Below are 24038 nucleotides of genomic sequence, written 5' to 3'. Positions count from 1 at the left end.
TGTCTTTGCACTGCAAAAATAATCGCCAACGCCAACGCCAACGCCAACGCCAACGCCAACGCGCACTCGCCGAGCTTCGATTCGCCTGGCGCCTGCCTATACTGCAAGCATCCGGCGCGCGGAGGTGCTCATGGCGAACTATTCGGTTGAGTCCATTCGGACTGTTGCCTTGGTTGGTCAGGGCGATAGTGGCAAGACCATGTTGGTCGAGGCGCTGCTCCACCGTGCTGGAGCGATTGGCGCAATGGGCAGCCTGGAGCGGGGCGATACCGTCTGTGATTCCGACCCACTGGAGCGCGAGTACCGCCATTCCTTGTCTTCCGCTTTAGCGCATTGCAGTTATGCGGGCGCCGAAATCAACCTGATCGATACCCCTGGTTTCCCCGACTTTATCGGTCAGGCCATTGCGGCGTTAGCGGCGGTAGAAACGGCGTTGGTGGTGGTCAACGCGCAAGCTGGCATCGAGCTGACCACTCGACGAATGATGACTCTGGCTGGCGAGCGCGGGTTATGCCGGTTATTGATTGTTAACAAAATCGATGCCGAACGAGTTGACCTGTCTCAGCTGCTTGCCGATTTGCGCGTAACATTCGGCAAGGAAGTCCTACCGCTCAACCTGCCTGCCGAAAACGCGAGTCGGGTGGTGGATTGTTTCTTCAATCCAGTTGGAGAGGCTGATTTTTCCTCGGTTAGCGAGGCCCATCAGGCCCTGGTGGATCAGGTGGTCGAGGTAGACGAGGCGCTGATGGCGCGTTACCTCGAACAAGGAGAAATCAGCCCAGACGAATTGCATGCTCCTTTTGAGCGGGCCCTGCGCGAAGGACACCTGATCCCGTTGTGCTTCGTTTCCGCTCGTAGTGGAGCCGGCGTTAGCGAGTTGCTTGATATCCTTGTGCGGCTCGCACCCAATCCGCAGGAAGGCAACTCACCGTTGTTGTTCTTGGGCGAGGGGCCGACAGCCAAGCCTTTCCATTCTGTGCCAGATCCACAACGGCATGTGGTGGCCCATGTCTTCAAAGTGGTAATCGACCCTTTTGTCGGCAAGCTCGGGATCTTCCGCGTTCATCAAGGCACCTTGTTGCGCGATATGCAGCTCTTCATTGGTCATGCCAGAAAGCCGTTCAAGCTCAGCCATCTGCTGCGTATACAAGGCAAGCGCTACGACGAGGTCACCCAACTGATTCCAGGTGATTTCGGCGCTGTCAGCAAAGTGGATGACATCGAGTTCGATGCGGTACTGCATGACTCGCACGACGAGGATCATATCCACCTCAAGCCCATGGACTTCCCGGCGCCCATGCAGGGGCTGGCGATTCAGGCAAAGCGCCGCGGTGACGAGCAGCGTATTGCCGAGGTGCTCAGTCGTCTGCAGGCTGAAGATCCATGCGTCAAACTCGAGTACCAAGCGGCAACCCAGGAAATGGTCTTGCGCGGCATGGGTGAGTTGCACTTGCGTTACTTGCTTGATCGTATTGGTAGCAGCTTCAAGTTGGACGTAGAAACCCAGCCGCCCCGCGTGCCCTATCGGGAAACCATAACCCGCCCCGCTGAAGGCCATAGTCGGCATAAAAAGCAGAGTGGTGGGGCTGGGCAGTTCGGTGAGGTATTCCTGCGTATCGAGCCACTGCCGCGCGGCAGCGGCTTTGAGTTTATCGATGCCGTGAAGGGTGGCGTGATTCCCTCGTCACTCATCCCCGCGGTTGAGAAAGGCGTGCGCTCGGTCCTGGCCAGCGGTCCTCTCGCGGGTTATCCGTTGGAGGATCTAAAAGTCACTGTTTACGACGGCAAGAGTCATTCGGTCGACTCCAAGGACATTGCGTTTCAGGCCGCGGGGCGTAAGGCCATGCTCGACGGCCTGAGCGCCGCCGGTTGTATGGTGCTTGAGCCGATCATGGCGATTGAGATCACCGCGCCAGAGGCCAGGTTGGGCGACATCACCGCCGACTTGGTTGGGCGCCGTGGTCAAGTCACCGGTACCGAGTCGCTGTCGCCCGGAGCGGCGCTGATTCGCGCTCAGGTACCGCTGGCTGAGTTGGATGGTTACGCTGGGCGGCTCAAGTCGATTACTGCCGGCCAAGGTGCCTACAACCTGCTACTCAATCACTACAGTGCCGCGCCACAAGAGATGCAACAGCGCCTCGCAGCCACCTATAAAGCGCTGCAAGACGACGACTGAACGCTCAGCTCAGCAATCCTTCGGCCTTGAGAGCTGCCTGTACCGCAGGACGTGCCGTTGTGCGGGCCTGATAAGCCTGTAGTGCGCTGCAATCGACAAGTTCCAAGTTCACATAACCCGCCCAGTTGGCCACGGTGAACAAATACGCATCCGCAGCGGTGAACGTATCGCCAGCCAGGTACTGCTTGCCCTGCAACTGTTGCGAAACCCATTGCAGGCGCTTATGCACCGCCGAGGATAAGATGGTTTTGGCCGCGGTATCGAGCGCCGGGTTAAATAACGCACCGAAGCCCTTATGCAACTCGCTGGTGATAAAGCATTGCCACTCCATCACCCGGTAGCGCGCCAAGCTTCCCGCTGCTGGCATCAAGTCCTGGCGCCCGGCGAGGTCGCATAGGTACTGGTTGATCACTGGGCCTTCGCTCAGGTATTGGCCGTCGTCGAGTGCTAACAGCGGTACATAACCTTTTGGATTAACACGGTAATAATCGTCGAGGTGGACGGTCTTGTGAGTGCCCAGATCAACCCGCTCAAGGGTAAAGGGCTGGCCAATCTCATGCAGGACAATATGCACGGCGAGCGAACAGGCACCGGGCGAATAGAAAAGTTTCATAACCATAACTCCGTGATCATGACGGACGACGCACGAGCCCTATATACGCTGATACGCGGAGGGCTGGCGTCGGATCAAGCCGGCAGCGGCACTGTGGTCAGCAGTATTACCGTGCTGAATGCACAGCTATAGGTCGGCCGTGTAGAAAGCATAGAGCGCTTTACCGACGCAGTTACGTTAGGGGTGGCGCGGCAGGGCGGTAGTCGATAGACGGAGTGGATGAAGCCACCGCAGCCCCCCTTGTCGCCGGGGAGGTGCTGGGCCAAGTGCTATTCCGGCAGCTTAGCGATCACTTTGATCTCGAAGTCGAAGCCAGACAGCCAGGTCACACCGAGAGCGGTCACTGTCGGGTAAGGTGCTTCGCCCCAGTACTCGGCCGCTACGTCCCAGATGGTCTCGAATTTCGAGTCGGGGTCGACCATGAAGATGGTCGTGTCGACTACATCTTCGAAGCTGCAGCCTGCCTCGGCCAGGATCGCATTAAGGTTGGCGAAGGTGAGGCGTACCTGTGCTTCGAGGTCCGGCTCGGGCGAGCCATCCTCGCGGCTGCCGACCTGGCCGGATACGAACAGAAAACCGTTGGAGCGAATCGCTGGCGAGTAGCGATGGAGCTCGTACAGTGCATGGCGGTTAGGTGGGAATACCACATCACGTTTGCTTGTCATTACATGCCTCCATCGGGGCCATTGCGGCCGGCTGTTTACGATGGAGTCACTATAAAAAGACGGTCGGTATCGATAAACCAGCAACTCTGGTCATAACTGTTTGTAGAATCCAAACAATCCAGACCTGAGTGAGGCGTGAAATGGACCGTTTCGATGCGATGCAGGCTTTTGCCCGAGTGGTAGAAGCCGGCAGCTTCACCAAGGCGGCAGCTACCCTGCACATGAGCAAGACCAGCGTGACGCAACTTGTCCAGCAACTGGAGGCACGGCTGCGTGTGCGCCTGCTCAACCGCACCACGCGCAAGGTCAACATCACCGCCGATGGTGCAGCCTACTACGATCACGTCGTGCGCCTGCTGGCCGATATGGACGATGCCGAGACCAGCCTTTCCAGTGCGTCGATGGCGCCGCGAGGGCGGCTGCGGGTGGATGTGCCGAGTCCGTTTGCACGCATGCTGCTGATTCCGGCTTTGCCGGAGTTTTATGCACGCTACCCGGAAATCCAATTGACCATGGGCGTGAGCGACCGCATCGTCGACATCATTGGCGAGAACGTGGACTGCGTGGTGCGCGGCGGCGAGATCACCGATCAGTCCCTGGTGGCGCGACATATAGGCGATCTGCAGATCGGGATCTACGCCGCGCCGAGCTATCTGCAACGCGCCGGTACGCCGGTGCACCCGCGCGAGCTGGAAGAGGGAAATCACAGTACGGTGGGGTTTCTCTGGTCACGCACAGGCAAGGCCTTGCCCTACGCGATGCAACGGGGCGAGGAGCGTATCGAGGCCCAGGGCCGCCCGCTACTGACCGTCGATGATGGCAACGCTTATCTCGCCGCGGGCCTGGCCGGCCTGGGAGTGCTCTGGTTGCCGCACTACATGGCCAAACCACACCTAGCTACAGGTGAGTTGCTGCCGCTGTTCGAGGACTGGAGCATGGCACCGATGCCGATGTATTTGGCCTTTCCACCTAATCGGCATGTTAGCGCCAAGCTACGGGTGTTTATCGACTGGGTGATGGTATTGATGGCCGAGCATGCGCCAGTGGTTGAGCGGGGTTGATTGAGGCCGCTTTCGCTACAAGCACCACCCACCTGCATGGTGACTAGGGCGCGAAGCAATTGGAGGTCCGGCCTGTTGAGATTACTTGACCGAGATAGTCCTTAGTAAGCGTCCACTTTTGGCCCAGGCTGTGTAAAAACGCACACGCTGTTTTGAAGTCTGCGTTGCTACGTAAAATCTGTTAGCCAGCCAGGCCATAAATTTGCGTAGGAACGCGATTTCCGTTCCATTCCTGGCGCTCAAAACTGCTCTAAAACGTTTTCACCCGGCCTAGGTCGTTACCCGGGCATTAAGTCTACGAGCCTCGCGGAAGAAAAAGGACGAAACGATCGAGTCGCCTAGCTTGGCATCCCATCGAGGGACCAGAATGTGCAGGCTTCCCGTCGTAGCTCTGGCCGACAGCATCCTATCGGCCAGTAGGCGAAACACCACTCGCATGCATGCTTTATGTGCATGTGCGTTTCGCAGGAATAACACTTTAAGTAGAGCTCGACTTGCCACGAGACGGGGGTGAGCACTAAAACAGAACCCAAAGTTTGCCTATCAAAATAGGCTTGGCTCGATCTATCTATATCGATAGCTAGTACTCAGCGTTGAGGAGTACTCGTATGTAGCCTCAAAGCTCAAGGCACGGTTTAGGCACAGAACTGGCACAGGCCAAAACAAAAGGGCCTAGGTTTTCACCTAAGCCCTTGTTTTATATGGCGCACCAGGCGGGATTCGAACCCACGACCCCTGCCTTCGGAGGGCAGTACTCTATCCAGCTGAGCTACTGGTGCAGTGCGGGCGCAATCATACGCATCTCGCTGGCGGGCGTCCATGCTGGCGACTTGTTCGTGATTCTGCACGCGCGGAGTACGAACGTCCAAGACCGATCGGAAAAACATCAATTAGTCGGATGTTTCGTTAATTTTTTCGAACAACCTATTGCCCTTTACCCCTCGCGACCCTAGGATTCGTTTGAGATTTCAAACGCTACGGGCGTAATCGTGTGGAACTTTGTGCGGCTGATGTCGCGTGTGGTCTGCACCAGAAGCTTAGAGCGGCGAACCGCGCTATTGCCCGCGTGAATATCGTCAGAGATGGGCGCGGCCCTCGGCTTTATTTAACAATCGTCCGATGCCTGGGTGTCGGGATGAAGGAGACTGCCATGCAACTGAAAGACACCCAGCTGTTCCGTCAGCAGGCTTATATCGACGGCACTTGGCTGGACGCCGACAGCGGCCAGACCATCAAGGTCAACAACCCGGCCACCGGCGAAATTATTGGTAGCGTGCCGAAGATGGGTGCCGCAGAAACCCGTCGCGCCATCGAGGCGGCCGACCGTGCGCTGCCGGCTTGGCGCGCCCTGACCGCCAAGGAACGCTCGAACAAGCTGCGCCGCTGGTTCGAACTGCTGATCGAGAACCAGGACGACCTCGGCCGCCTGATGACCCTGGAGCAGGGTAAGCCGCTGGCCGAAGCCAAGGGCGAGATTGTCTACGCTGCCTCCTTTATCGAGTGGTTCGCCGAAGAAGCCAAGCGTGTGTATGGCGACGTGATTCCAGGGCACCAGCCGGACAAGCGCCTGATCGTGATCAAGCAACCGATCGGCGTAACCGCAGCCATCACCCCGTGGAACTTCCCGGCGGCGATGATCACCCGTAAAGCCGGCCCGGCCCTGGCCGCCGGTTGCACCATGGTGATCAAGCCGGCTTCGCAGACGCCGTTCTCCGCCCTGGCCCTGGTCGCTCTGGCTGAGCGCGCCGGCATTCCGAAAGGCGTGCTGAGCGTGGTTACCGGCAGCGCCGGCGAAGTCGGCGGTGAGCTGACCAGCAACCCGATCGTGCGCAAGCTGAGCTTCACCGGCTCGACCGAAATTGGTCGCCAGCTGATGGCCGAGTGCGCCAAGGACATCAAGAAGGTGTCGCTGGAACTGGGCGGCAACGCGCCGTTTATCGTGTTCGACGATGCCGATCTGGATAAAGCCGTCGAAGGCGCGCTGATTTCCAAGTACCGCAACAACGGCCAGACCTGCGTCTGCGCCAACCGCCTGTACATTCAGGACGGCGTGTACGACGCCTTCGCCGCCAAGCTGGCAACAGCCGTGGCCAAGCTGCAGATCGGCAACGGTCTGGATGAAGGCACCACCACCGGCCCGCTGATCGACGACAAGGCCGTGGCCAAGGTGCAGGAACACATCGCCGACGCCCTGAGCAAAGGCGCGCGCCTGCTCGCCGGCGGCAAGCCGCACGCCCTGGGCGGCAGCTTCTTCGAGCCGACCATTCTGGTCGACGTGCCGAAGAACGCCGCGGTGGCCAAGGAAGAAACTTTCGGCCCACTGGCGCCGCTGTTCCGCTTCAAGGACGAGGCCGAAGTGATCGCCATGTCCAACGACACCGAGTTCGGCCTGGCTTCGTATTTCTATGCCCGTGACCTGGGTCGCGTGTTCCGTGTGGCGGAAGCCCTGGAATACGGTATGGTCGGCGTCAACACCGGGTTGATCTCCAATGAAGTCGCGCCGTTCGGCGGCGTGAAGGCCTCGGGCCTGGGCCGCGAAGGCTCCAAGTACGGCATTGAGGACTACCTGGAAATCAAATACCTCTGCCTGGGTATCTAATCCCGGCGACGTAGCAGTAACCCCGCCGAAGACGCACGAGAGCGCTGCGTCTTCGGCTTTTATATGGACATAGCTGTGGCCGAGCGTGCTGTGACAGTCGATCATCGAATACTGCCAAGCCGCCGCCGGTGACACATCCTTGAACCACGCCGAAATTAACCGGCGAATGAGGACATCATGAGCAAAACCAACGAATCCTTGATGCAACGCCGCACCGCTGCCGTTCCGCGCGGCGTGGGCCAGATCCATCCGATCTTCGCCGAGTCGGCGAAGAACGCAACCGTGACCGACGTTGAAGGTCGCGAGTTTATCGACTTCGCTGGCGGCATCGCGGTGCTCAACACCGGCCACCTGCACCCGAAAGTGATTGCTGCAGTGCAGGAACAGCTGACCAAGCTGACCCACACCTGCTTCCAGGTACTGGCCTACGAGCCTTACGTCGAGCTGTGCGAGAAGGTCAACGCCAAGGTGCCGGGCGACTTCGCCAAGAAGACCCTGCTGGTCACCACCGGCTCCGAAGCGGTGGAAAACGCCGTGAAGATCGCCCGTGCCGCCACTGGCCGTGCTGGCGTGATCGCCTTCACCGGCGGTTACCACGGCCGCACCATGATGACCCTGGGTTTGACCGGCAAGGTCGTACCGTACTCGGCTGGCATGGGTTTGATGCCGGGCGGTATCTTCCGCGCCCAGTACCCGTGTGAACTGCACGGCGTGAGCACCGATGACGCGATCGCCAGCATCGAGCGCATCTTCAAGAATGATGCTGAGCCGCGTGACATCGCCGCGATCATCATCGAGCCGGTGCAGGGCGAGGGCGGTTTCTACGTCGCGCCGAAAGATTTCATGCTGCGCCTGCGCGCGCTGTGTGATCAGCACGGCATCCTGCTGATCGCTGACGAAGTGCAGACCGGCGCTGGCCGTACCGGCACCTTCTTCGCCATGGAACAGATGGGCGTCGCCGCCGATCTGACCACCTTCGCCAAATCCATCGCCGGCGGTTTCCCGGTGGCGGGCGTGTGCGGCAAGGCTGAATACATGGACGCCATCGCCCCGGGCGGTCTGGGCGGCACCTACGCCGGCAGCCCGATTGCCTGCGCCGCGGCCCTGGCTGTGATGGAGGTATTTGAGGAAGAGCAGCTGCTGGATCGCTGCAAGGCAGTGGGCGAGCGTCTGGTCACCGGCCTCAAGGCCATCCAGGCCAAGCACAAGTCCATCGGTGACGTACGCGCCCTCGGTGCGATGATCGCCGTCGAGCTGTTCGAAGGCGGCGATCTGCACAAGCCGAACGCCGCACTGACCGCCGCTGTGGTGGCCAAGGCGCGTGACAAGGGCCTGATCCTGCTGTCCTGCGGCACCTACGGCAACGTGTTGCGCGTGCTGGTACCGCTGACCGCCGCGGACGACCTGCTGGACAAGGGCCTGGCGATCATCGCCGAGTGCTTCGCCGAACTGGCCTAACGCCTGGCTCGACAAAAAGCCCCGCCACGGCGGGTCTTTTTTTGCCTGCTCGGCGCGGGGCTCAGTGCGCCTGGCGTAATTGGCGCTATCGTTGGTTGCAGGGGGCTTGCCGCGTGCAATCCACGATTGCGCAATTTTTTGCGCAGTCTCTTCGCGGAGTGGCTTACGTCGCGCAAAGCCTCGGTTTAGACTGTTCGGCGCAAAAGCTGACGCCAGCCTCAGAGCGGTGATGGTGGTAATCGGTTGCCCACACACGGTGCCATAGGACGGCGCGTTAAGCCTGTCGCACCCGCATTGTCGTTTATCAGGTTCGAGGTTTTCATGACGGTTCCGGCGAGTGCTCCTGAGGTTCTTATTGCCGATGCCGATCACTGGACGGCCGATTTACTCACCCAGTTGGTTCTCGATGTGCGCGCCGATGCACGGGTGATTCGGGTCGGCGACGGTCACGCTGCGCTAGCCAAGTGCAAGCGCCGCCTGCCGGAGTTGGTGATCGCCGACGGGGAGTTGCCGGGGCTGGATGGTCTGGAGCTGCTGCGGCAGTTGCGGCGCCACCCGCGCACCCCGGTGTTGCCGTTCATCCTGATCAGTGGGCGCCTGGACGCCAACAGCGTGCGTGCGGCGCGGCCCTTGGCACCCACCGCCTACCTGGGCAAACCCTTCAATGCCGAACGCCTGCGCCAGCGCTTGCTCGGCTTGTTGCAGGGCGATGGGCAGGCGCTGAGCCACGCGCCTGCGCCATTGTTGGTCGACAGCCTGAGTGACTACCTCGATGCGGTGCGCGAGGAGGGGCAGGGGGCGCCGTTGTTGGCCGCAGTACGCGACGCGGTGAGCCAATGCCTGAGCAGTGTCGAGCCAGACATGCGCGAGCTGGAGAGTTTGTTCGCTCGCGATCCGCAGATCACCGCGCGGCTGATTGCCGCTGCCAACAGTGCCGCCCAGCACCAGGGCACGCTCTGTCAGACCCTGGCGCATGCCTTGCCGCGGTTGGGGGTCGCGCGCACCTTGAACCTGGTGCTGGGCATGGCCGTGCAACGCAATGCGCGGCTTAGCGACCCGCGTCTGGCCGAGTTGGCCGTGCAGAGTTGGCAGGGCGCACGGCGCAGCGCCGAGTTGGCGTATTGGTTGGCTGCCGAGTTGCAGTTGGATGCCGAGCTGTGTTTCACCGCAGGGCTGTTGCACAACATCGGCGAGTTGGCGCTGCTGCGCAGTTTGCAGGATTGGCAGGATGCCGGTGGGGTGCTGAGCGATGTGCAAATCACCCACGTCATGCAGCAGCGGGCTGCCAGTTTTGGTTCGGCCTTGCGCATTCGCTGGCGCTTGCCGTTTGGTTTGCGCGAGCTGATTGCGGCGTTCTACAGCCTCAGCAGTGGTGTGTTCTCACGTGAGGCATTGGTGCTCAACCTCACCGGCCAGGTGCTGGCCCTGCCCAGCAACCAGGCGCCAATCACCCTGCGCGAGGCGCGTTGCGTGCGCCTGCTCAAGCTCGATGGCGAACTGTTGCTGCGCCTACCGGTGCCACCCTCAGAAGTTTGAGGGGTCGAGCACTGGCCGCTGAGCGGGGTTGCCGCATGCGCCATCGGCCAGTTGCGTCAGGGGTTGCGGGCGGTCGATGAAATAACCCTGGGCATAATCGATGTCCAGGCTGCGCAGGCAGTCCAGCGTGGCCTGGCTTTCGACGAACTCGGCCACTGTTTGCAGGCCCAGTTGGCGGGCAATCTGCTGCATCGAGCGGACCATCGCCTGATTGATCGGGTCGGTTTCGATACCGCTGATAAAGCTGCCGTCGATCTTCAGGATATCCAGCGGCAAATGCCGCAGGTAGGCATAGGACGCAAAGCCGCTGCCGAAGTCGTCCAGCGCGACTTTCAGGCCGCGCGCGCGCAGTTGGTTGATCCACTGCGACGACACACCCAGTTCGCCAAGGGCGACCATCTCGGTCACTTCGATGCACAGTTTGTTGGCCGGCAACTGGTGGCGCTGCAATTCACTGTGCAGCAGTTGATGGAAGTCGCCATCGAGCAGCGAGCTGGCACTCAGGTTGACGTTGACCTGCACCAGGTGCTGCACATGCGCGGGGTTGTCGGCCAGCCATTGCAACAGCCGCTGGATCACCCAACGGTCGATGGCGCCGAGAAAACCATAGCGTTCGGCGGCGCTGAGAAACTGCCCTGGGCTGATCCATTCGCCGCTGAGCGGGTCGCGGTAACGCAAGAGCACTTCGTAGTGCAGCCCGGCTACCGGGTTTTGCAGAGCCAACACGGGCTGGAAGAACAGCTCGAAATGCGCGTGCTCGATGGCCTCGCGCAGGCGGGTGATCCACTGCAACTGACGTTGGTGTTCGAGCAACGCGCCGTCGGCCGGGTTGAACTGCTGCACGCGGTTGCGGCCCTGGTGTTTGGCCTGCTGGCTGGCGCTGTCGGCCCAGCTCAGCGCGGTTTCCCAATCGCTCACCCCGGAACCCAGGGCCAGCATGCCGATGCTTGCGTAGAGGCGAAACGGCCGGCCCTGCCAGGTGAAAACGAACTGCTCGACGCAGCTGCGCAGGTGTTCGGCCTGTACCAGCGCGGCGGGGCTGTCGACTTCGCGCAGCAGCACGGCGAATTCGTCGCCACCGATGCGCGCCAGTTCGGCATGCCGTGGCAACTGATGTTGCAGGTTGCTCGACAGTTGCCGCAGCAGCTGGTCGCCGGCCGAGTGACCGCAGAGGTCGTTGACCTGTTTGAACTGATCGAGGTCAAGGTACAGCAGGTGGCTGAAACGACGCTTGGCGGTGCCGTTCAGGCTTTCTTGCAGCAGCCGCTCCAGTTCGCGGCGATTGAGCAGGCCGGTCAGCGAGTCGCGCGCCGCCAGCAGGTGCAGACGCTCTTCCAGGGCGCGGCGCTCGCTGAGATCGACCACGATGCCTTCGATGCAGTCCTGGGCCGGGCGCAGGTGCAGCGACAGGTAGATCCAGTGCGCCTGACCGCTGAGGTCGTGCAGCTGGCATTCCTGGCTGCTGGCCGGTTGGGCGGCATGCAGCGGGGCGACCAGTGCGGCCCATTGTTCGGCGCCGAGCAGGTCTTCGATCGTGCGGTGATGCAGTGCGCTCGAGTCGCCGAGCAAGGCCATGAAACTCGGGTTGGCTTCGAGCAATACGCCGCTACGGGTGCAGCGGAAAATGCCTTCGCTGGCGCTGCGAAACAGCGCTTGGTATTGCTCCAGATTGCCAATCGCTTGGGCCTGGCTGGTCAACAGGGCGCGGCGTACGCGGTCGAGTTGTTTGTCGAGCAGCACGCCGAACAGCAGCATGCTGATCGCCGGCAGGTAGGCGTGCAGGTAGTTGAAGCCAGGCGGCAGGGGAATCACCCCGGCCCGGCTCAGCGGCACCAGCAGCATCAGCAGCAGCGCGGCGCTCCAGCACAGCAGGTAGCCGACGGCATAGGGTCGGCGTTGGCGGAGGCCGAGCAGCACCAGCCACAGCTGGAAGATGCCGGTCAGCAGGATCAGGCCATTGAGCACCTGATAGGCCCGGTAATCGTCGCTGCTCAGGGTGCTCCAGCCGCACACCAGGATAATCGCCAGGAACAGCGTATTGCGCAGCGTGCGCAACGGTCCGAGCTTGAGTTTCAGAGCGCTGGCGATAAACAGCGTGCTGAAGATCAGCATGCCGGGGGTGGCCAGGTTCGCCAGCAGTGTCGGAAACCACGGCCATTGCGGCAGCAGCAGGCCGCTGGGGCCGTGCAGGGTGGCGTTATAGACCGCCACGCTGAGCGCGGTGATGCAGTAATAGCCCAGCTGCGGTTCGCGCAGGGTGCTGTATCTGACCAGGTAGAACAGCGCGATGCTCAACAGCGCGCCGAGCAGTAGGCCGCTCTGCAGCCAGTTGTGGGCAATCAGCAGGCTGCTTTTCTCGGCGCTCACCAGCTGCATCGGCAAGCTGATCGACGAGCCGCTCTGCACGCGGATCAACAGTGTATGTGGGCCTTGAGCCAGGCGCGGCAGGCTCAGCATGAAGTGCGGGAAGGGTTCGCCGCGTTGCAGAAAGGGCCGTTGGTCGCCGCTATACAACGGTGCGATCAGGCGTTCGCGGTCATACAGCCAGACTTCGAGGTCGTCGAGAAACGGCTGGGCGATGATCAGGTTCAAGCGCTGCGCGGCGGGCGCATCGAGGCTGAAGGCGGCCCACCAGGTGCTTGCCGAGTAGCCGATGCGCGGTGTGCCCGCGCTCGGCCGGCCGACTTCGCGGAGGCGTTGCAGGGCTTCGGTCGCAGTCAGCTCGGCGTGCGGATCTTCCAGCAATAGCACGTGATCGACTGTGGCCGGTTGCTCCAGCTGGGCGGCGCTGAGGCGCAAGAGCGGTAGCTCGGTCGCTGCTTGTCCGCTCGGCAGCCAGGCAGCAAGCAGCACTACAAGCACGATGTGGCGTAACACGTGGGTCATCCTGGCGCCTCAATACCTAACTGCGAGGGCGCCAACATGCTCGATGAACAGGCGGCGATGCCTGGGTCTTGAGCTGACGCCCCGAAATTTTAGCTGAGAACCGGGGATTTGATTGCGCTGGCGGTCTCACTCAGCTCCAGCAATAGGTTACCGACCTGGGCGGCGTTCATGCTGAACGGGTCGAAACGGTCGCTGCCGGAGTATTTCAGGAACAACTCGCGGTTGGCCAGCTTGGCACCGGCCCAGCCCATGCTCCAGTTGCCATAGTGGCGCGCATTGATTTCCTCGTAGGCGAGGATGGTCAGGTCTTTGTGTCGGGTGTCTTCGGCGAGCCGGTTGTACAAGGCGTTCACCGCCGCGCGGGGGCCTTCCAGGGCTTGCAGGAAGACATCGGCGTTGCAGCAGAGAATGCCGGTGAGGCCGTGTGCCGGGTTGTTGCGCTGTGAGCTGTCGAGGATTTCGCGGATCAGCTCGGCGGAAACCGAATGGCTGGCGCGGCTTGCGTAGGTCAGGCGGACGAGCATGGCGATCTCCTATCGATCAGCGCGAAAGCAGGGTGCGGGCGAATATCAGGGTGCCGACGCCCCAGGCGGCATTGAGCAGAAAGCCGATCAGGAAGCGCCCCGGCAGCTGGCTTGGATCGAAACCCATGCCCTTGAGCGGAAACACCACCAGCAGCGCCACGCTGGTCAAGGCGATGCCACCGAACAACAGGCCCTTGAGCCAGGGTTGCGGTTGACCGGCGTGCCAGCGCAACAGGCTGAGCATGAGCACGCCCCATATACCGCCCCAGAACGCTGCGGATAACCAGGCCGGCACCCCGAACGGCACGGTGGCCGCGGTATTGAATGGCGCGAAGGGCACCACGGCGTAGCCATGCAGCAAACCGAGCACCGGCTGATGGAAGCACAGCACGGCCAGGAAACCGGCGACGAAGAACAGGCTCAGGCGTAACATTGTGACCTCCGCGACAGTGGGCGTTGGCCGATTCTGCCTTACCTGTATAAGATTTGTATAACTATATAGCCGTTGTTCGGCGAACCTGCCTGTAACAATGCACCGCCGACGCGCTCTAATCTGCGTCTATAAGCCAAGGACGTTCGCCGTGCACGCCATGTTGCCCCTACTCGATCAGCTGGCTTTTCCGCCCATCCGCCGGGGTGTGCTGGAAGCCTTGCAGATCAACCTGACCTACCGCTGCAACCAGCGTTGCCTGCATTGCCATGTGAATGCCGGGCCGACCCGCAGCGAAGCCATGACCGACGAGAGCCTGGCCCTGCTGCATCAGGTGATCGATGCTCATCCGGTGCACACCCTCGACCTCACCGGCGGCGCGCCGGAGATGCACCCGCGGTTTCGCGAGATCGTCCGGCATGCGCGGCGCGAAGGCCTGCGGGTCATCGACCGCTGCAACCTGACCATCTTGAGCGAGCCGGGTTACGAGGACCTGGCGCAGTTTCTCGCCGAGCAGGGCGTCGAAATCAGCGCCTCGCTGCCGTGTTATTCGCGCGACAACGTCGATCAGCAGCGCGGCGACGGCGTGTTCGACGCCAGCATCAAAGGCCTGCAACAGCTCAATGCCCTCGGCTACGGCCAGCCCGGTAGCGGCCTAACACTCAACCTGGTGTACAACCCGCAGGGGCCGAGCCTGCCGCCGCCGCAGCAGAGCCTGGAAGCCGACTACAAACGCCATCTGGCCGAGGACTTCGGCATCGTCTTCAACCACCTGCTGACCATCACCAACCAGCCGATTGCGCGCTTTGGCAGCACCCTGGTCAGCAAGGGTCAGTTCAACCGTTACATGCAGCTGCTGCGCGACAGCTACCGCCCGGAAAACCTCGAACCGCTGATGTGCCGTTCGCTGGTCAGCGTCGATTGGCAGGGCTACCTGTACGACTGCGACTTCAACCAGATGCTCGACCTGCCGCTGGAGCTGCACGGCCAATTGATCGGCCGTGAGCGTGCGCACCTGCGCGACCTGTTGACGGCGACGCTGGACGGCAATCCCATCGTCACCCGCGACCATTGCTATGCCTGCACCGCCGGACAAGGTTCCAGCTGTGGCGGCGCCCTCCACTCCTAAGGATCGACGATGGACACTGGCAGCGTAGTTGGGCTGTTTTTCTGGGGGTTTCTGCTGGTCTACGGCGTGCTGATGGTGGCGCTGTCGCCGCGTGCGGTGACTTTGGGCGGCTTCTTCAACGGCGAGGACGGCCAGGGTCGTAGCGCCGCGCCCTGGTTGCTCACCTCAAGCATTTTCATCAGCTGGATCTTCGCCAAGTCGGTGACCAACGCCGCCAACCTCGGCGCCAGTTATGGCCTGGTCGGTGGCCTGGCCTATGCCACTTATTGGCTGGCGATTCCGCTGACCGGCTTCGTTATCTACCGCCTGCGTCGGCGCTTCGCCGCCACCGGCTTGGTCAGCTTTCTCAGCAGCCACTACGGCCGTGGCGCGGCGCTGGCCTTCTCCGCGGCGATCCTGATTCGCCTGTTCAACGAGGTGTGGAGCAACACCGCGGTGGTCGGCGGTTACTACGGCGACGCCGGCAGCGTCGAGTTTATCGCCGCCGCGCTGTTGTTCACCGCCGTGACCCTGGCCTACAGCCTGCGCGGCGGCTTGCGCAGCTCGATCCTCACCGATGCGGCGCAGGCGGCGATCTTTATCGTCGCGCTGATCTGGGTGCTCGGTCTGGTATTGCCGCAGCATTCGCCCGGCGAGTTGGCCAGCACCAGCCACTGGGCGCTGAATGCCGGGGTCGACCTGCTGCTGGTCGCCGGGCTGCAAGCCTTCAGCTATGGCTTCCATGATCCAGTGCTGACCGACCGTGGTTTCATCAGCGAAGAAAAAACTATGCGCCGCTCGTTTGTCATCGCCGGGGTGCTCGGTTTTATCGCCATCCTCGCCTTCAGCCTGATTGGCGTGCACGCGCAACTGACGGGCCTGGCGGCGTCGGACAACGTCCCGGCGGCGCTGGCCAAGAGCATGGGCATCGGCGCGCTGCTGCTGATGACCGTGGTGATGGTTTCGGCTGCGGGCTCGACCCTCGATTCGACTTTCTCCAGCCTGGCCAAGTTGGCCGGCCGCGAGCTGCCTCTGCTGGCCGGCCGCGACCTGGGCCAGAAGGCCATCGGCGTGGGCATGGCGGTGATGGTGATCTTCGCCCTGCTCGGCAATCTGCCGATGATCGCCGGCACCGACATCCTCAAGGCCACCACCATCAGCGGCACCATGGTCATCGGCCTGGCGCCGGTGTTCATCCTGCATGGTCTGGTCACGCCGACGCGGCTGGGTTTTCACCTGAGTTTCTGGTGCGGCATCGTTCTCGGCCTGGCGTTGACGGTTGGCTGGATTCCGCCAAGCTGGGCCATCGGCGACGGCAAGTATGCCTTGCTGCTCGGCGCCAATCTGTATGGCCTGGGGCTGTGTGTCTTGGGCTATGTCATCCCCGGCTGGCTGCGGGGGCGCGGATGATCCGCGCCGGCCGCGATTGCCCGCTGGATTACCGCCTGGCGGCAGATGCCTTCGCCGCTGAGCCGTTGTTCGACTGCCAGAGCCTGTATGTGGTCGGTGGGCTGTACGGCAACCGCCAGGCCCTGGCTGCCGTGCAACAGCGCTTGGCCGCCGAACCCAATGCGCGCGTGGTGTTTAACGGCGACGCCCACTGGTTCGACCGCGATCCCGCGATTTTCCAGCAGATCGAGCAGGGCCTGAGCACCCACCTGGCGCTGCGCGGCAACGTCGAGACCGAACTGGGCCGCGCCGTCGAGAGTGGCGCCGGCTGCGGTTGCGCCTACCCGTCGAGCGTGGATGACGCGCTGGTCGAGCGCTCCAACGCCATCCAGTTGCAATTGAACAGCACCGTGCAGGGCTTACCCGGTATGGCCGAACGCCTAGCGGCGCGACCCAGCACGGCGCTGGTCAGCGTCGGCGGCCAGCGCGTGGCGATCAGCCATGGCGATGAACAGTCCCTGGCCGGCTGGAGCTGCTCGCGTGAGTCGCTGAGTCAGCCAGAGCGTCAGCAACGGCTGGATGCCTGGCTGCACGCCACAGACCTGCGCGTGCTGGCCACCAGTCACACGTGCAGCGCGGTGGCGCTGAACCTGGCGCATGGCGCGCTGATCAATAACGGCGCCGCCGGCCTGCCGAATTTTGCCGGCGGCCGCTACGGCCTGCTCAGCCGCATCGCCACCACCCCGCATGCGGCGGCGTTGTACCGCTGCCAGCGCGATGGCTTGTTTATCGAGGCCCTGCCGCTGAACTACGACCACGCTGCCTTTCTCGCCGACTTCGACCGCCAGTGGCCCGCCCACAGTCCGGCGGCGCTGTCTTATCGCTCACGTATTCTCGGCCACCTCACGGATCGGCCCGAGGCAGCCTTACTGGCTGGCTTTAGCCTGTGTCAAAGCCTCTGCGCACTGGAGGCGCTGAACGGATGAATAGTCGCAAACTGGCCCTGATGGGCCTGATCCTCGCGCTGCTCGGCAGCTTCCTGGTCTTCGATATTGGCCAGTACCTCAGCCTGGAGGCGCTCAAGGCGCAGCAGGCGGCGCTGCATAGCCAGGTGGCGGCTAACCCCTGGTCGGCCGCGGGGGTGTTCTTCCTCGTCTATGTCGCGGTAACTGCGCTGTCGCTGCCGGGCGCGGCGTTGATGACCCTGCTGGCGGGTGCGCTGTTCGGCTTGCTCGAAGGCTTTCTTCTGGCCTCCTTCGCTTCCACCCTGGGTGCCACGCTGGCCATGCTCAGCAGCCGTTTCCTGCTGCGCGATTGGGTGCAACGGCACTTTGGCAAGCGCCTGGCCGGCATCGACCAGGGCATCGAACGCGAGGGTGCCTTCTACCTGTTCGCCTTGCGCCTGGTGCCGCTGTTTCCGTTCTTTTTGATCAACCTGGCCATGGGCCTGACCCGTCTGCCGCTGCGCACCTACTGGTGGGTCAGCCAGCTCGGCATGCTGCCGGGCACCCTGGTGTACGTGAACGCCGGGCGCGAGCTGGGTCAGCTCGACTCGCTCGGCGGCATCCTCTCGCCGGGGCTGCTCGGGGCGTTTGTCCTGCTTGGGCTGTTCCCACTGCTGGCGCGTAAGCTGCTCGGCCTGATCCAGGCGCGCCGGGTGTATGCCGGCTGGGTGCGCCCGGACAGCTTCGACCGCAACCTGCTGGTGATCGGCGCCGGGGCCGGTGGCTTGGTCAGCGCCTATATCGCCGCGGCGGTGAAGGCCAAGGTCAGCCTGATCGAAAAGCACAAGATGGGCGGCGACTGCCTGAACACCGGTTGCGTGCCGTCCAAGGCGCTGCTGCGTTCGGCCAAGTTGGCCAACGAGCTGAAGAAGGCGCCGGCGCTGGGCTTTACCGGGGTGACGGCGGCGGTGGATTTCCCGGCGGTGATGCAGCGCATCCAGCGGGTGATCGCCGACATCGAACCGCACGATTCGGTCGCGCGCTACACCGAGCTGGGCGTCGAGGTGATTCAGGGCGAGGCGACGATCACCTCGCCCTGGACCGTTGAGGTCAATGGCCAGACGCTGAGCAGCCGCAGCCTGATCATCGCCGCTGGCGCCCGCCCGCTGGTGCCGAAGATTCCCGGCCTGGAACAGGTGCCGGGGTACACCTCGGATACCATCTGGGGCCTGCGTGAGCAGCCGCGCTGGTTGCTGGTGCTCGGCGGCGGGCCAATTGGCTGCGAGCTGGCCCAGGCCTTTCAGCGCCTCGGCAGCCAGGTGATTCAGGTGGAGTTGGCCGAGCGTCTGCTGCCGCGCGAGGACAGCGATGCCAGCGAGTTGGTGCTGGCCAGCCTGCGCGCCGATGGCGTCGACGTGCGTTTGCAGCACCGTGCCGAGCGCTTCGAATGCATCGACGGCGAGTCGCGCATGGTCGCCCGGCGCCTGGACACCGGTGAGGAAGTGACCATCGCCTTCGATTGCCTGCTGCTGGCGCTCGGCCGGGTGGCCAATGTCACGGGCTACGGCGTCGAGGAACTGGGCCTGACCGTGCGGGCCAACGGCACCCTGGAAACCGACGAGTACCTGGCCACGCGCTTTCCCAATATCTACGCGGTCGGCGATGTCACCGGGCCCTACCAGTTCACCCACGTATCGGCGCACCAGGCCTGGTACGCGGCGGTCAATGCACTGTTTCGCGGCTTCAAGCGCTTCAAGGCGGACTACCGGGTGATCCCGCACTGCACCTTCACCGCGCCGGAAGTGGCGCGGGTCGGCCTTAGCGAAAGCGAGGCCACGGCGCAGAACATCGCCTATGAAGTGACCCGCTACGGTATCGACGACCTCGACCGGGCCATCGCCGACGACGCCGCCCATGGCTTTGTCAAAGTGCTGACCGTCCCGGGCAAGGACAAAATTCTCGGCGTCAGCATCGTCGGCGAGCATGCCGGCGAACTGCTCGCCGAGTACGTGCTGGCGATGAAGCACAACCTCGGCCTGAACAAGATTCTCGGCACCATCCACAGCTACCCGACCATGGCCGAGGCGAATAAATACGCGGCCGGCGCATGGAAGCGCGCGCATGCGCCACACGGGCTGCTGCGCCTGGTCGAGCGCTTCCATACCTGGCGTAGAAGCTGATGCGCGGGTTATTGCTCGCGCTGCTGGTACTGGCGCCGCTGGCCCAGGCCGACAACCGGCTAACGCCCTGGACCGCCGGCCCGCCAAACGCTGAATGGTCGGCCCCTTGGCGCTTGGCGGATATTCCCAAACTCAAGCCGTCCGAGCGCAGTCTGGTCGAGCAGAGTGGTCAGCAGGTGCTGCGCATTCAGGCTGCTGCCGCCGCCGGAGGTCTGCTGCATCCGCTGGATCTACCCGGCGACCAGCCGTGGCAACTGAGCTGGCAATGGCGCACCGAGCAGAAACTGGAGCAGGCGCGCTTCGCCACCCGTGAAGGCGACGACTACGCCGCGCGGGTCTATGTGCTGCTGGATTATCCGCTGGACTCGCTGAGCTTTGTCACCCGGCAGAAGCTGCGCCTGGCGCGCACCTTTTTCGACCCGGATTTGCCGGCGGCAACCCTCAGTTACGTCTGGGACAACCGCGCCGCGCCCGGTACGCATGCCCGCAGCGCCTACACCGAGACGGTGGAAATGCTGGTGCTGCGCGGCCCGGAGGCCGCCTTGGGGCAATGGCTGACGGAATCCCGCGATCTGCGCGCGGACGCCGTCGCCGCGTTTGGCAGCGCGCCACGCAAGATCCTCGGCGTGGTGTTTGCCGCCGACAGCGACAACACCGGCGAGTCGGCCACCAGCTATTTCGCCGCGCCACAATTGCAGCTGCCAAAACCCTGACAACGTAGGAGCGGGCCATGCCCGCGAACCCCTACGCCGCAAAAAAAGTTTCGCGGGCATGGACCTGGGCGTCCCGCTCCTACATCCAGAACTCAGGCGACCTGAACCTGCTTGGCGGGCTCAACCTGCTTCTGGCGCGTCCAGCGATTGGCCCGGGCAAAGGTGCCGAAATCGTTGAAGCGTACGCCCTGTTCACGCATCACCTTATGGGCGAACGGCACGCTGAGCTGGCGGATATAGAAGGGCTCCTTGACCACGAAATGGTGGATCGCGTGGCTGCTGCCGAAGTTAAAGCAGAACGCCTGCAACGGCCACAGCCACCAGGGGTTGAGCACCTGGGTCTGCTGGATCACGTTGCCCGCCTCGACATCGCCGTAGTAGTGCATGTTCGAGCTGACAAAATGCAGGCAGAAGGTGCGCAGCACGTTGGGGCCCACCAGCACCACCACGGCGATATTCATCACATCCATCACCTGCAAGGTGGTTGCCGACCAGGCCACGGGCGCGCCCAGCGCGGCGGCCGTGAAGTCGAGCAGATGGAAGCCGAGAAACCCATACCAGGTGCCCCAGTTGAGCAGGCCCAGCGGCGCATAGACCTTGAGCGTGCGGCTCAGGATCAGCCGCCGATGCTTGGGATTGGTCGCCCGCAACCAGCGGATAAACGAGCTCATCATGTTGTCGCCAACCATCAACAGGCGGGCCAGGCCCCAAGGCTCGCCATTGGTGATGGCGCGCTCTTCCACGTCCTGCTCGCTGCCGGACACCTTGTGATGGTTGAGGTGCAGATGGCGGCGCACCCAGGGGTTGATGGTGCTCGGCCGCGCCAGCCAGACCAGCGCCAGCATCAGGTTGTGTGGCACGCGCTGCTTGCGGAAATACATCGAGTGGATCAGGTCGTGCTCCAGCTCGTGGGTCAGCGAGGCGAAGAAGGCGTTCAGCAATAGGCACGCCCACCAGGCCAGATAGCCACCGAGATACAGCGCCGCCGAGCCGAGCATGCCGGCCAGGGCAAAGCTCAGGATGCCGACACCGATGGCGTCCTGATGCTTGAGCAGGGGAAAGCGTTGGCGCAGTTCGACGCCGTGAGCCATCACCTGTTGGCGAATCACGGCGGCGCGTTGTGCATCATTGATAACCGTGGCACTTGCGGGGGAATGGGACATGCCTACATCCTCTGGTTGAGCATGCGGCCACTTTGCCGCCAAGCCCAGGCGGCCGCCTGACCCTGAACGCCAACCTGTTGACCGGATACGCCAACCTGCATGAGCGCCGAACCCACCACGCTGGCCAGTTGGACCCGCGCCCTGCGCAAGCAGCTCGATGCCATCGGCCTCGACAGCGCCGCCCTGTGCCGCCAGGCCGGGCTCGAACCGAGCCTGCTGGATGACCCCAATGCGCGCTGCCCGCTGTCCGTCACCACGCGGTTGTGGCAACTGGCGGTCGAGGCGAGCGGCGATCCGGCGCTGGGGCTGAAGACCTCGCAGTTCGTCAGCCCGACCACCTTTCACGCCCTCGGCTACGCGCTGATCGCCAGCAGCAGCCTGCGCGAGGTGTTCGAACGCATCGTGCGTTATCACCGGGTGGTCAGCGATGCGCTGGAGCTGGAGTTGCGCGAATGCGCCGACGCCTACGAATTCCGCTTCAGCGTGCCGCCCGGCAGCCCGCCGCCGGCCCCCGAGGCGCTGGATGCCTTCGCCGCCATCTATGTGCGCAGCTGCCGCAATCGCCTGGGTCGCGACTTCGCCCCATTGGCGGTGTACCTGCAACGCCCGGCACCCGCCGACCCACAGCCCTGGCACGCGGTATTTCGCGCGCCGCTGTTCTTCGCTGCGACGGAAAACCTGCTGCGTTTTCCTCGCGCCGCCATCGAGCAGCGCCTCGACGACGGCAACCCTGAGTTGGCCGAACACAACGAGACGGTGCTCAAGCGCACCCTCGAACACCTGCAACCCGCGACCTGGACGCGCAAGGTGCGCGCCTGCCTGGAGGCGCAACTGCCGGCCGGTGAACCCTCCGCCGAGGGCATCGCGCAGACCCTGCACCTGAGCCTGCGCAGCCTGCAACGCCATCTGGCCGACGAAGGCAGCGGCTATGAAAGCCTGCTCAGCGACACCCGCCACAGCCTGGCGCTGCAACATATGCGCGACCCGCGCTGCTCGATCAGCGAAGTCGCCTACCTGCTCGGTTTCGCCGACACCAGCAGCTTTAGCCGGGCATTCAAACGCTGGACCGGGCAAGCGCCCAGTCAGTACCGCGAAGGGCTCAAACACGGATGAACCACTACGACCTGCTGTTGCTCGGCGCCGGCCACGCGCACCTCGGCGTGCTGCGCCGCTGGGCCATGATCGAACGCCCACCGGGGCGCATTGGCCTGATTAGCGCCGGGCCGACGGCCTGGTATTCGGGCATGTTGCCGGGGCTGCTGGCCGGGCGACAGCACCCGGCGGATTGCCAGGTGGAACTGCCGGCGCTGTGCCGGGCGGCCAAGGTCGAGCTGATTATTCAGCCGGTGGAGAGCCTGTCCGCCGTCCAGCAACAGGTGCAGCTGGCCGATGGGCAAACCCTCACGGCCAGCTGGCTATCGCTGAATGTCGGCGCGCAGGTGGCTGCTCCGCCGCAACAAGGCACGGCCATGCAGCTGCTGGCGGTGAAACCCTTCGCCGAGTTCCTCGCCGGCTGGCAACAGTGGCAGGCCGCGCCGCAACCCCTGGCGATTCTCGGCGGCGGTGCGGCGGGGGTCGAGCTGGCGCTGGCCCTGGCCGGGCAGGTGCCGCAACTGGCGCTGTTCTGCGCCGGCCACCTGCTCGATGGTTTGTCTGCTGGCGTGCGCCTGCGCGCGCTCGGCCACTTGCGCCAGCGCGGCGTGTGGGTGCGCGAGGATTGCCCGATCAGCCGGATCGAGGACGACTGCCTGCTCAGCGGCGACGAGCCGGTCTGGCGCGGCCAGCGCCTGCTGCTCGCCAGTGGCGCGCAAGCCTGGCCCTGGCTGGCGCACAGCGGTCTGGGCGGTGATGAGCAGGGCTTTGTGCTGATCGCGCCAACGCTGCAGAGCTACACTCACCCGACGATTTTCGCCGTGGGCGATTGCGCCAGCCTGCCCGGCGCACGCAAGAGCGGGGTCTACGCGGTGCGCCAGGGGCCGGTGCTGGCGGCCAACCTGAACGCCGCTCTGCGCGGCCTGCCACTACGCCGTTATCGCCCACAACGGCAGAGCCTGGCGCTGCTTGCCACCGGCGATGGCGGGGCCTTGCTTGACTGGCACGGCTACAGCGCCGGCGGGCAGTTGTTCGGGCGCTGGAAGGATTATCTGGACCGGGGCTTTATCCAGCGGCATCGCCTGTCCGGTTAGCCGGCTTGCCGCCCCCGTCGCTACGCGCCCCCTGCGCGGCTTTCAGGCTAATGGCGTGCGACCAAAGTGCCATGGCCCTGCGCGGCATTGAATGATCGAATCGGCGTGTAGCGACGAGCGGGTGCCTACAGATTGTGCCCTTCAGGCCGATTCAATGAGCATGCGAGTGCTGCGCCCTGCATTGCGGGCGATATGCATAAGCGGGCGACACGGATGTAGTTGGCCTCGGCACCGCCACAATAAAAGGCTCTGTACCGGTTAACTGTTGATACAGACCGCCGTCACGTGGGAGCGGCTTTAGCCGCGAAAGATCTTCAGTTTTCAAAGATTTTCGCGGATAAATCCGCTCCTACAAAAGCGCGGCTTCTCCTGCAACACGTCACTGGGACATAGCCTATTTTTTCAGC

18 protein-coding genes and 1 tRNA gene are annotated in these 24038 nt (G+C 63.2%); 12 read left to right on the top strand and 7 right to left on the bottom strand.

Annotated elements, in window-relative coordinates:
• Positions 1-130 precede the first annotated feature (130 nt).
• Positions 131-2176 (top strand): elongation factor G, encoded by a 2046-nt coding sequence (gene fusA, locus B3M58_RS06530; RefSeq protein WP_296217765.1) that lies wholly within the window; start codon positions 131-133, stop codon positions 2174-2176.
• Positions 2177-2180: 4 nt separating this feature from the next.
• On the opposite strand, the gene gstA is transcribed toward fusA, so the two are convergent.
• Together gstA and B3M58_RS06520 are read right to left on the bottom strand one after the other, a co-directional pair.
• A complete protein-coding gene (gene gstA, locus B3M58_RS06525; RefSeq protein WP_296217764.1) occupies positions 2181-2789 on the bottom strand; it encodes a glutathione transferase GstA in 609 nt (202 codons plus the stop codon).
• 269 nt (positions 2790-3058) lie between these two features.
• A complete protein-coding gene (locus B3M58_RS06520; protein ID WP_296217763.1) occupies positions 3059-3454 on the bottom strand; it encodes a RidA family protein in 396 nt (131 codons plus the stop codon).
• Positions 3455-3594: 140 nt separating this feature from the next.
• On the opposite strand from B3M58_RS06520, the gene B3M58_RS06515 reads away from it, so the two are divergent.
• On the top strand, positions 3595-4515 hold the full coding sequence (locus tag B3M58_RS06515; protein WP_296217762.1) for a LysR family transcriptional regulator: 921 nt from the start codon (positions 3595-3597) through the stop codon (positions 4513-4515).
• 702 nt (positions 4516-5217) lie between these two features.
• Here the strand turns inward: B3M58_RS06515 and B3M58_RS06510 are convergent.
• A tRNA-Arg gene (locus tag B3M58_RS06510) sits at positions 5218-5294 on the bottom strand.
• Between the two features lie 371 nt (positions 5295-5665).
• On the opposite strand from B3M58_RS06510, the gene gabD reads away from it, so the two are divergent.
• The 3 genes from gabD to B3M58_RS06495 all read left to right on the top strand — a co-directional run bounded on the left by gabD (position 5666) and on the right by B3M58_RS06495 (position 10108).
• Entirely contained in the window at positions 5666-7114 is a 1449-nt protein-coding gene (gene gabD / locus B3M58_RS06505; protein ID WP_296217761.1) for an NADP-dependent succinate-semialdehyde dehydrogenase, read from the top strand.
• Between the two features lie 177 nt (positions 7115-7291).
• Positions 7292-8572 carry a 4-aminobutyrate--2-oxoglutarate transaminase gene (gene gabT, locus B3M58_RS06500; RefSeq protein ID WP_296217760.1) on the top strand — a complete coding sequence of 427 codons (1281 nt, stop codon included), beginning with the start codon at positions 7292-7294 and terminating at the stop codon, positions 8570-8572.
• 321 nt (positions 8573-8893) lie between these two features.
• Entirely contained in the window at positions 8894-10108 is a 1215-nt protein-coding gene (locus B3M58_RS06495) for an HDOD domain-containing protein (RefSeq protein WP_296217759.1), read from the top strand.
• Here the strand turns inward: B3M58_RS06495 and B3M58_RS06490 are convergent.
• The 3 genes from B3M58_RS06490 to B3M58_RS06480 all read right to left on the bottom strand — a co-directional run bounded on the left by B3M58_RS06490 (position 10097) and on the right by B3M58_RS06480 (position 13951).
• Entirely contained in the window at positions 10097-12994 is a 2898-nt protein-coding gene (locus B3M58_RS06490; protein WP_296217758.1) for an EAL domain-containing protein, read from the bottom strand. The genes B3M58_RS06495 and B3M58_RS06490 overlap by 12 nt on opposite strands.
• A gap of 89 nt (positions 12995-13083) precedes the next feature.
• Entirely contained in the window at positions 13084-13518 is a 435-nt protein-coding gene (locus B3M58_RS06485; protein ID WP_296217757.1) for a BLUF domain-containing protein, read from the bottom strand.
• Between the two features lie 16 nt (positions 13519-13534).
• The gene (locus tag B3M58_RS06480; RefSeq protein ID WP_296217756.1) at positions 13535-13951 is read right to left on the bottom strand and encodes a hypothetical protein; all 417 of its coding nucleotides are present in this window, start codon (positions 13949-13951) and stop codon (positions 13535-13537) included.
• Between the two features lie 157 nt (positions 13952-14108).
• Here B3M58_RS06480 and arsS point away from each other — a divergent pair, with 157 nt between their 5' ends.
• From arsS to B3M58_RS06455, 5 genes are read left to right on the top strand one after another with little or no spacing between them, the layout of a single operon-like run.
• The gene (arsS, locus tag B3M58_RS06475; protein ID WP_296217766.1) at positions 14109-15077 is read left to right on the top strand and encodes an arsenosugar biosynthesis radical SAM (seleno)protein ArsS; all 969 of its coding nucleotides are present in this window, start codon (positions 14109-14111) and stop codon (positions 15075-15077) included.
• A 9-nt stretch (positions 15078-15086) separates the two neighbouring features.
• Positions 15087-16466, top strand: coding sequence for a sodium:solute symporter family transporter (locus B3M58_RS06470; RefSeq protein WP_296217755.1), 1380 nt, complete (start codon positions 15087-15089; stop codon positions 16464-16466).
• Positions 16463-17431: a hypothetical protein gene (locus tag B3M58_RS06465; protein WP_296217754.1), complete on the top strand. Its 969-nt coding sequence runs from the start codon at positions 16463-16465 to the stop codon at positions 17429-17431. The genes B3M58_RS06470 and B3M58_RS06465 overlap by 4 nt, the downstream gene beginning before the upstream one ends.
• Positions 17428-19569, top strand: coding sequence for an FAD-dependent oxidoreductase (locus tag B3M58_RS06460; RefSeq protein WP_296217753.1), 2142 nt, complete (start codon positions 17428-17430; stop codon positions 19567-19569). Before B3M58_RS06465 ends, B3M58_RS06460 begins: the two co-directional genes overlap by 4 nt.
• Positions 19569-20282 carry a DUF3047 domain-containing protein gene (locus B3M58_RS06455; protein WP_296217752.1) on the top strand — a complete coding sequence of 238 codons (714 nt, stop codon included), beginning with the start codon at positions 19569-19571 and terminating at the stop codon, positions 20280-20282. The genes B3M58_RS06460 and B3M58_RS06455 overlap by 1 nt, the downstream gene beginning before the upstream one ends.
• 92 nt (positions 20283-20374) lie before the next feature.
• Here B3M58_RS06455 and B3M58_RS06450 read toward each other — a convergent pair whose 3' ends face one another.
• Positions 20375-21445 (bottom strand): fatty acid desaturase, encoded by a 1071-nt coding sequence (locus B3M58_RS06450; RefSeq protein ID WP_296217751.1) that lies wholly within the window; start codon positions 21443-21445, stop codon positions 20375-20377.
• A gap of 99 nt (positions 21446-21544) precedes the next feature.
• Here B3M58_RS06450 and B3M58_RS06445 point away from each other — a divergent pair, with 99 nt between their 5' ends.
• Positions 21545-22558 (top strand): AraC family transcriptional regulator, encoded by a 1014-nt coding sequence (locus tag B3M58_RS06445; protein ID WP_296217750.1) that lies wholly within the window; start codon positions 21545-21547, stop codon positions 22556-22558.
• Positions 22555-23631, top strand: a complete 1077-nt coding sequence (locus tag B3M58_RS06440; RefSeq protein WP_296217749.1) for an FAD-dependent oxidoreductase — start codon at positions 22555-22557, stop codon at positions 23629-23631. The genes B3M58_RS06445 and B3M58_RS06440 overlap by 4 nt, the downstream gene beginning before the upstream one ends.
• Positions 23632-24038: the final 407 nt, after the last annotated feature.

Source organism: Pseudomonas sp. UBA2684, from assembly GCA_002354655.1.
Taxonomy (GTDB): domain Bacteria; phylum Pseudomonadota; class Gammaproteobacteria; order Pseudomonadales; family Pseudomonadaceae; genus Aquipseudomonas.
Note: the sequence above shows the minus strand (reverse complement) of the source record. Positions and strands in the feature narration are given on the sequence as shown.

Bases quoted from the DNA above. Each gene is read 5' to 3' on its own strand.
- B3M58_RS06490 (WP_296217758.1), bottom strand. From the start codon at position 12,994: ATGACCCACGTGTTACGCCACATCGTGCTTGTAGTGCTGCTTGCTGCC.
- gabD (WP_296217761.1), top strand. From the start codon at position 5,666: ATGCAACTGAAAGACACCCAGCTGTTCCGTCAGCAGGCTTATATCGAC.
- B3M58_RS06470 (WP_296217755.1), top strand. From the start codon at position 15,087: ATGGACACTGGCAGCGTAGTTGGGCTGTTTTTCTGGGGGTTTCTGCTG.
- B3M58_RS06445 (WP_296217750.1), top strand. From the start codon at position 21,545: ATGAGCGCCGAACCCACCACGCTGGCCAGTTGGACCCGCGCCCTGCGC.
- fusA (WP_296217765.1), top strand. From the start codon at position 131: ATGGCGAACTATTCGGTTGAGTCCATTCGGACTGTTGCCTTGGTTGGT.
- B3M58_RS06440 (WP_296217749.1), top strand. From the start codon at position 22,555: ATGAACCACTACGACCTGCTGTTGCTCGGCGCCGGCCACGCGCACCTC.
- B3M58_RS06465 (WP_296217754.1), top strand. From the start codon at position 16,463: ATGATCCGCGCCGGCCGCGATTGCCCGCTGGATTACCGCCTGGCGGCA.
- B3M58_RS06450 (WP_296217751.1), bottom strand. From the start codon at position 21,445: ATGTCCCATTCCCCCGCAAGTGCCACGGTTATCAATGATGCACAACGC.
- B3M58_RS06495 (WP_296217759.1), top strand. From the start codon at position 8,894: ATGACGGTTCCGGCGAGTGCTCCTGAGGTTCTTATTGCCGATGCCGAT.
- B3M58_RS06485 (WP_296217757.1), bottom strand. From the start codon at position 13,518: ATGCTCGTCCGCCTGACCTACGCAAGCCGCGCCAGCCATTCGGTTTCC.
- B3M58_RS06520 (WP_296217763.1), bottom strand. From the start codon at position 3,454: ATGACAAGCAAACGTGATGTGGTATTCCCACCTAACCGCCATGCACTG.
- gstA (WP_296217764.1), bottom strand. From the start codon at position 2,789: ATGAAACTTTTCTATTCGCCCGGTGCCTGTTCGCTCGCCGTGCATATT.
- B3M58_RS06480 (WP_296217756.1), bottom strand. From the start codon at position 13,951: ATGTTACGCCTGAGCCTGTTCTTCGTCGCCGGTTTCCTGGCCGTGCTG.
- gabT (WP_296217760.1), top strand. From the start codon at position 7,292: ATGAGCAAAACCAACGAATCCTTGATGCAACGCCGCACCGCTGCCGTT.
- B3M58_RS06460 (WP_296217753.1), top strand. From the start codon at position 17,428: ATGAATAGTCGCAAACTGGCCCTGATGGGCCTGATCCTCGCGCTGCTC.
- B3M58_RS06455 (WP_296217752.1), top strand. From the start codon at position 19,569: ATGCGCGGGTTATTGCTCGCGCTGCTGGTACTGGCGCCGCTGGCCCAG.
- B3M58_RS06515 (WP_296217762.1), top strand. From the start codon at position 3,595: ATGGACCGTTTCGATGCGATGCAGGCTTTTGCCCGAGTGGTAGAAGCC.
- arsS (WP_296217766.1), top strand. From the start codon at position 14,109: ATGTTGCCCCTACTCGATCAGCTGGCTTTTCCGCCCATCCGCCGGGGT.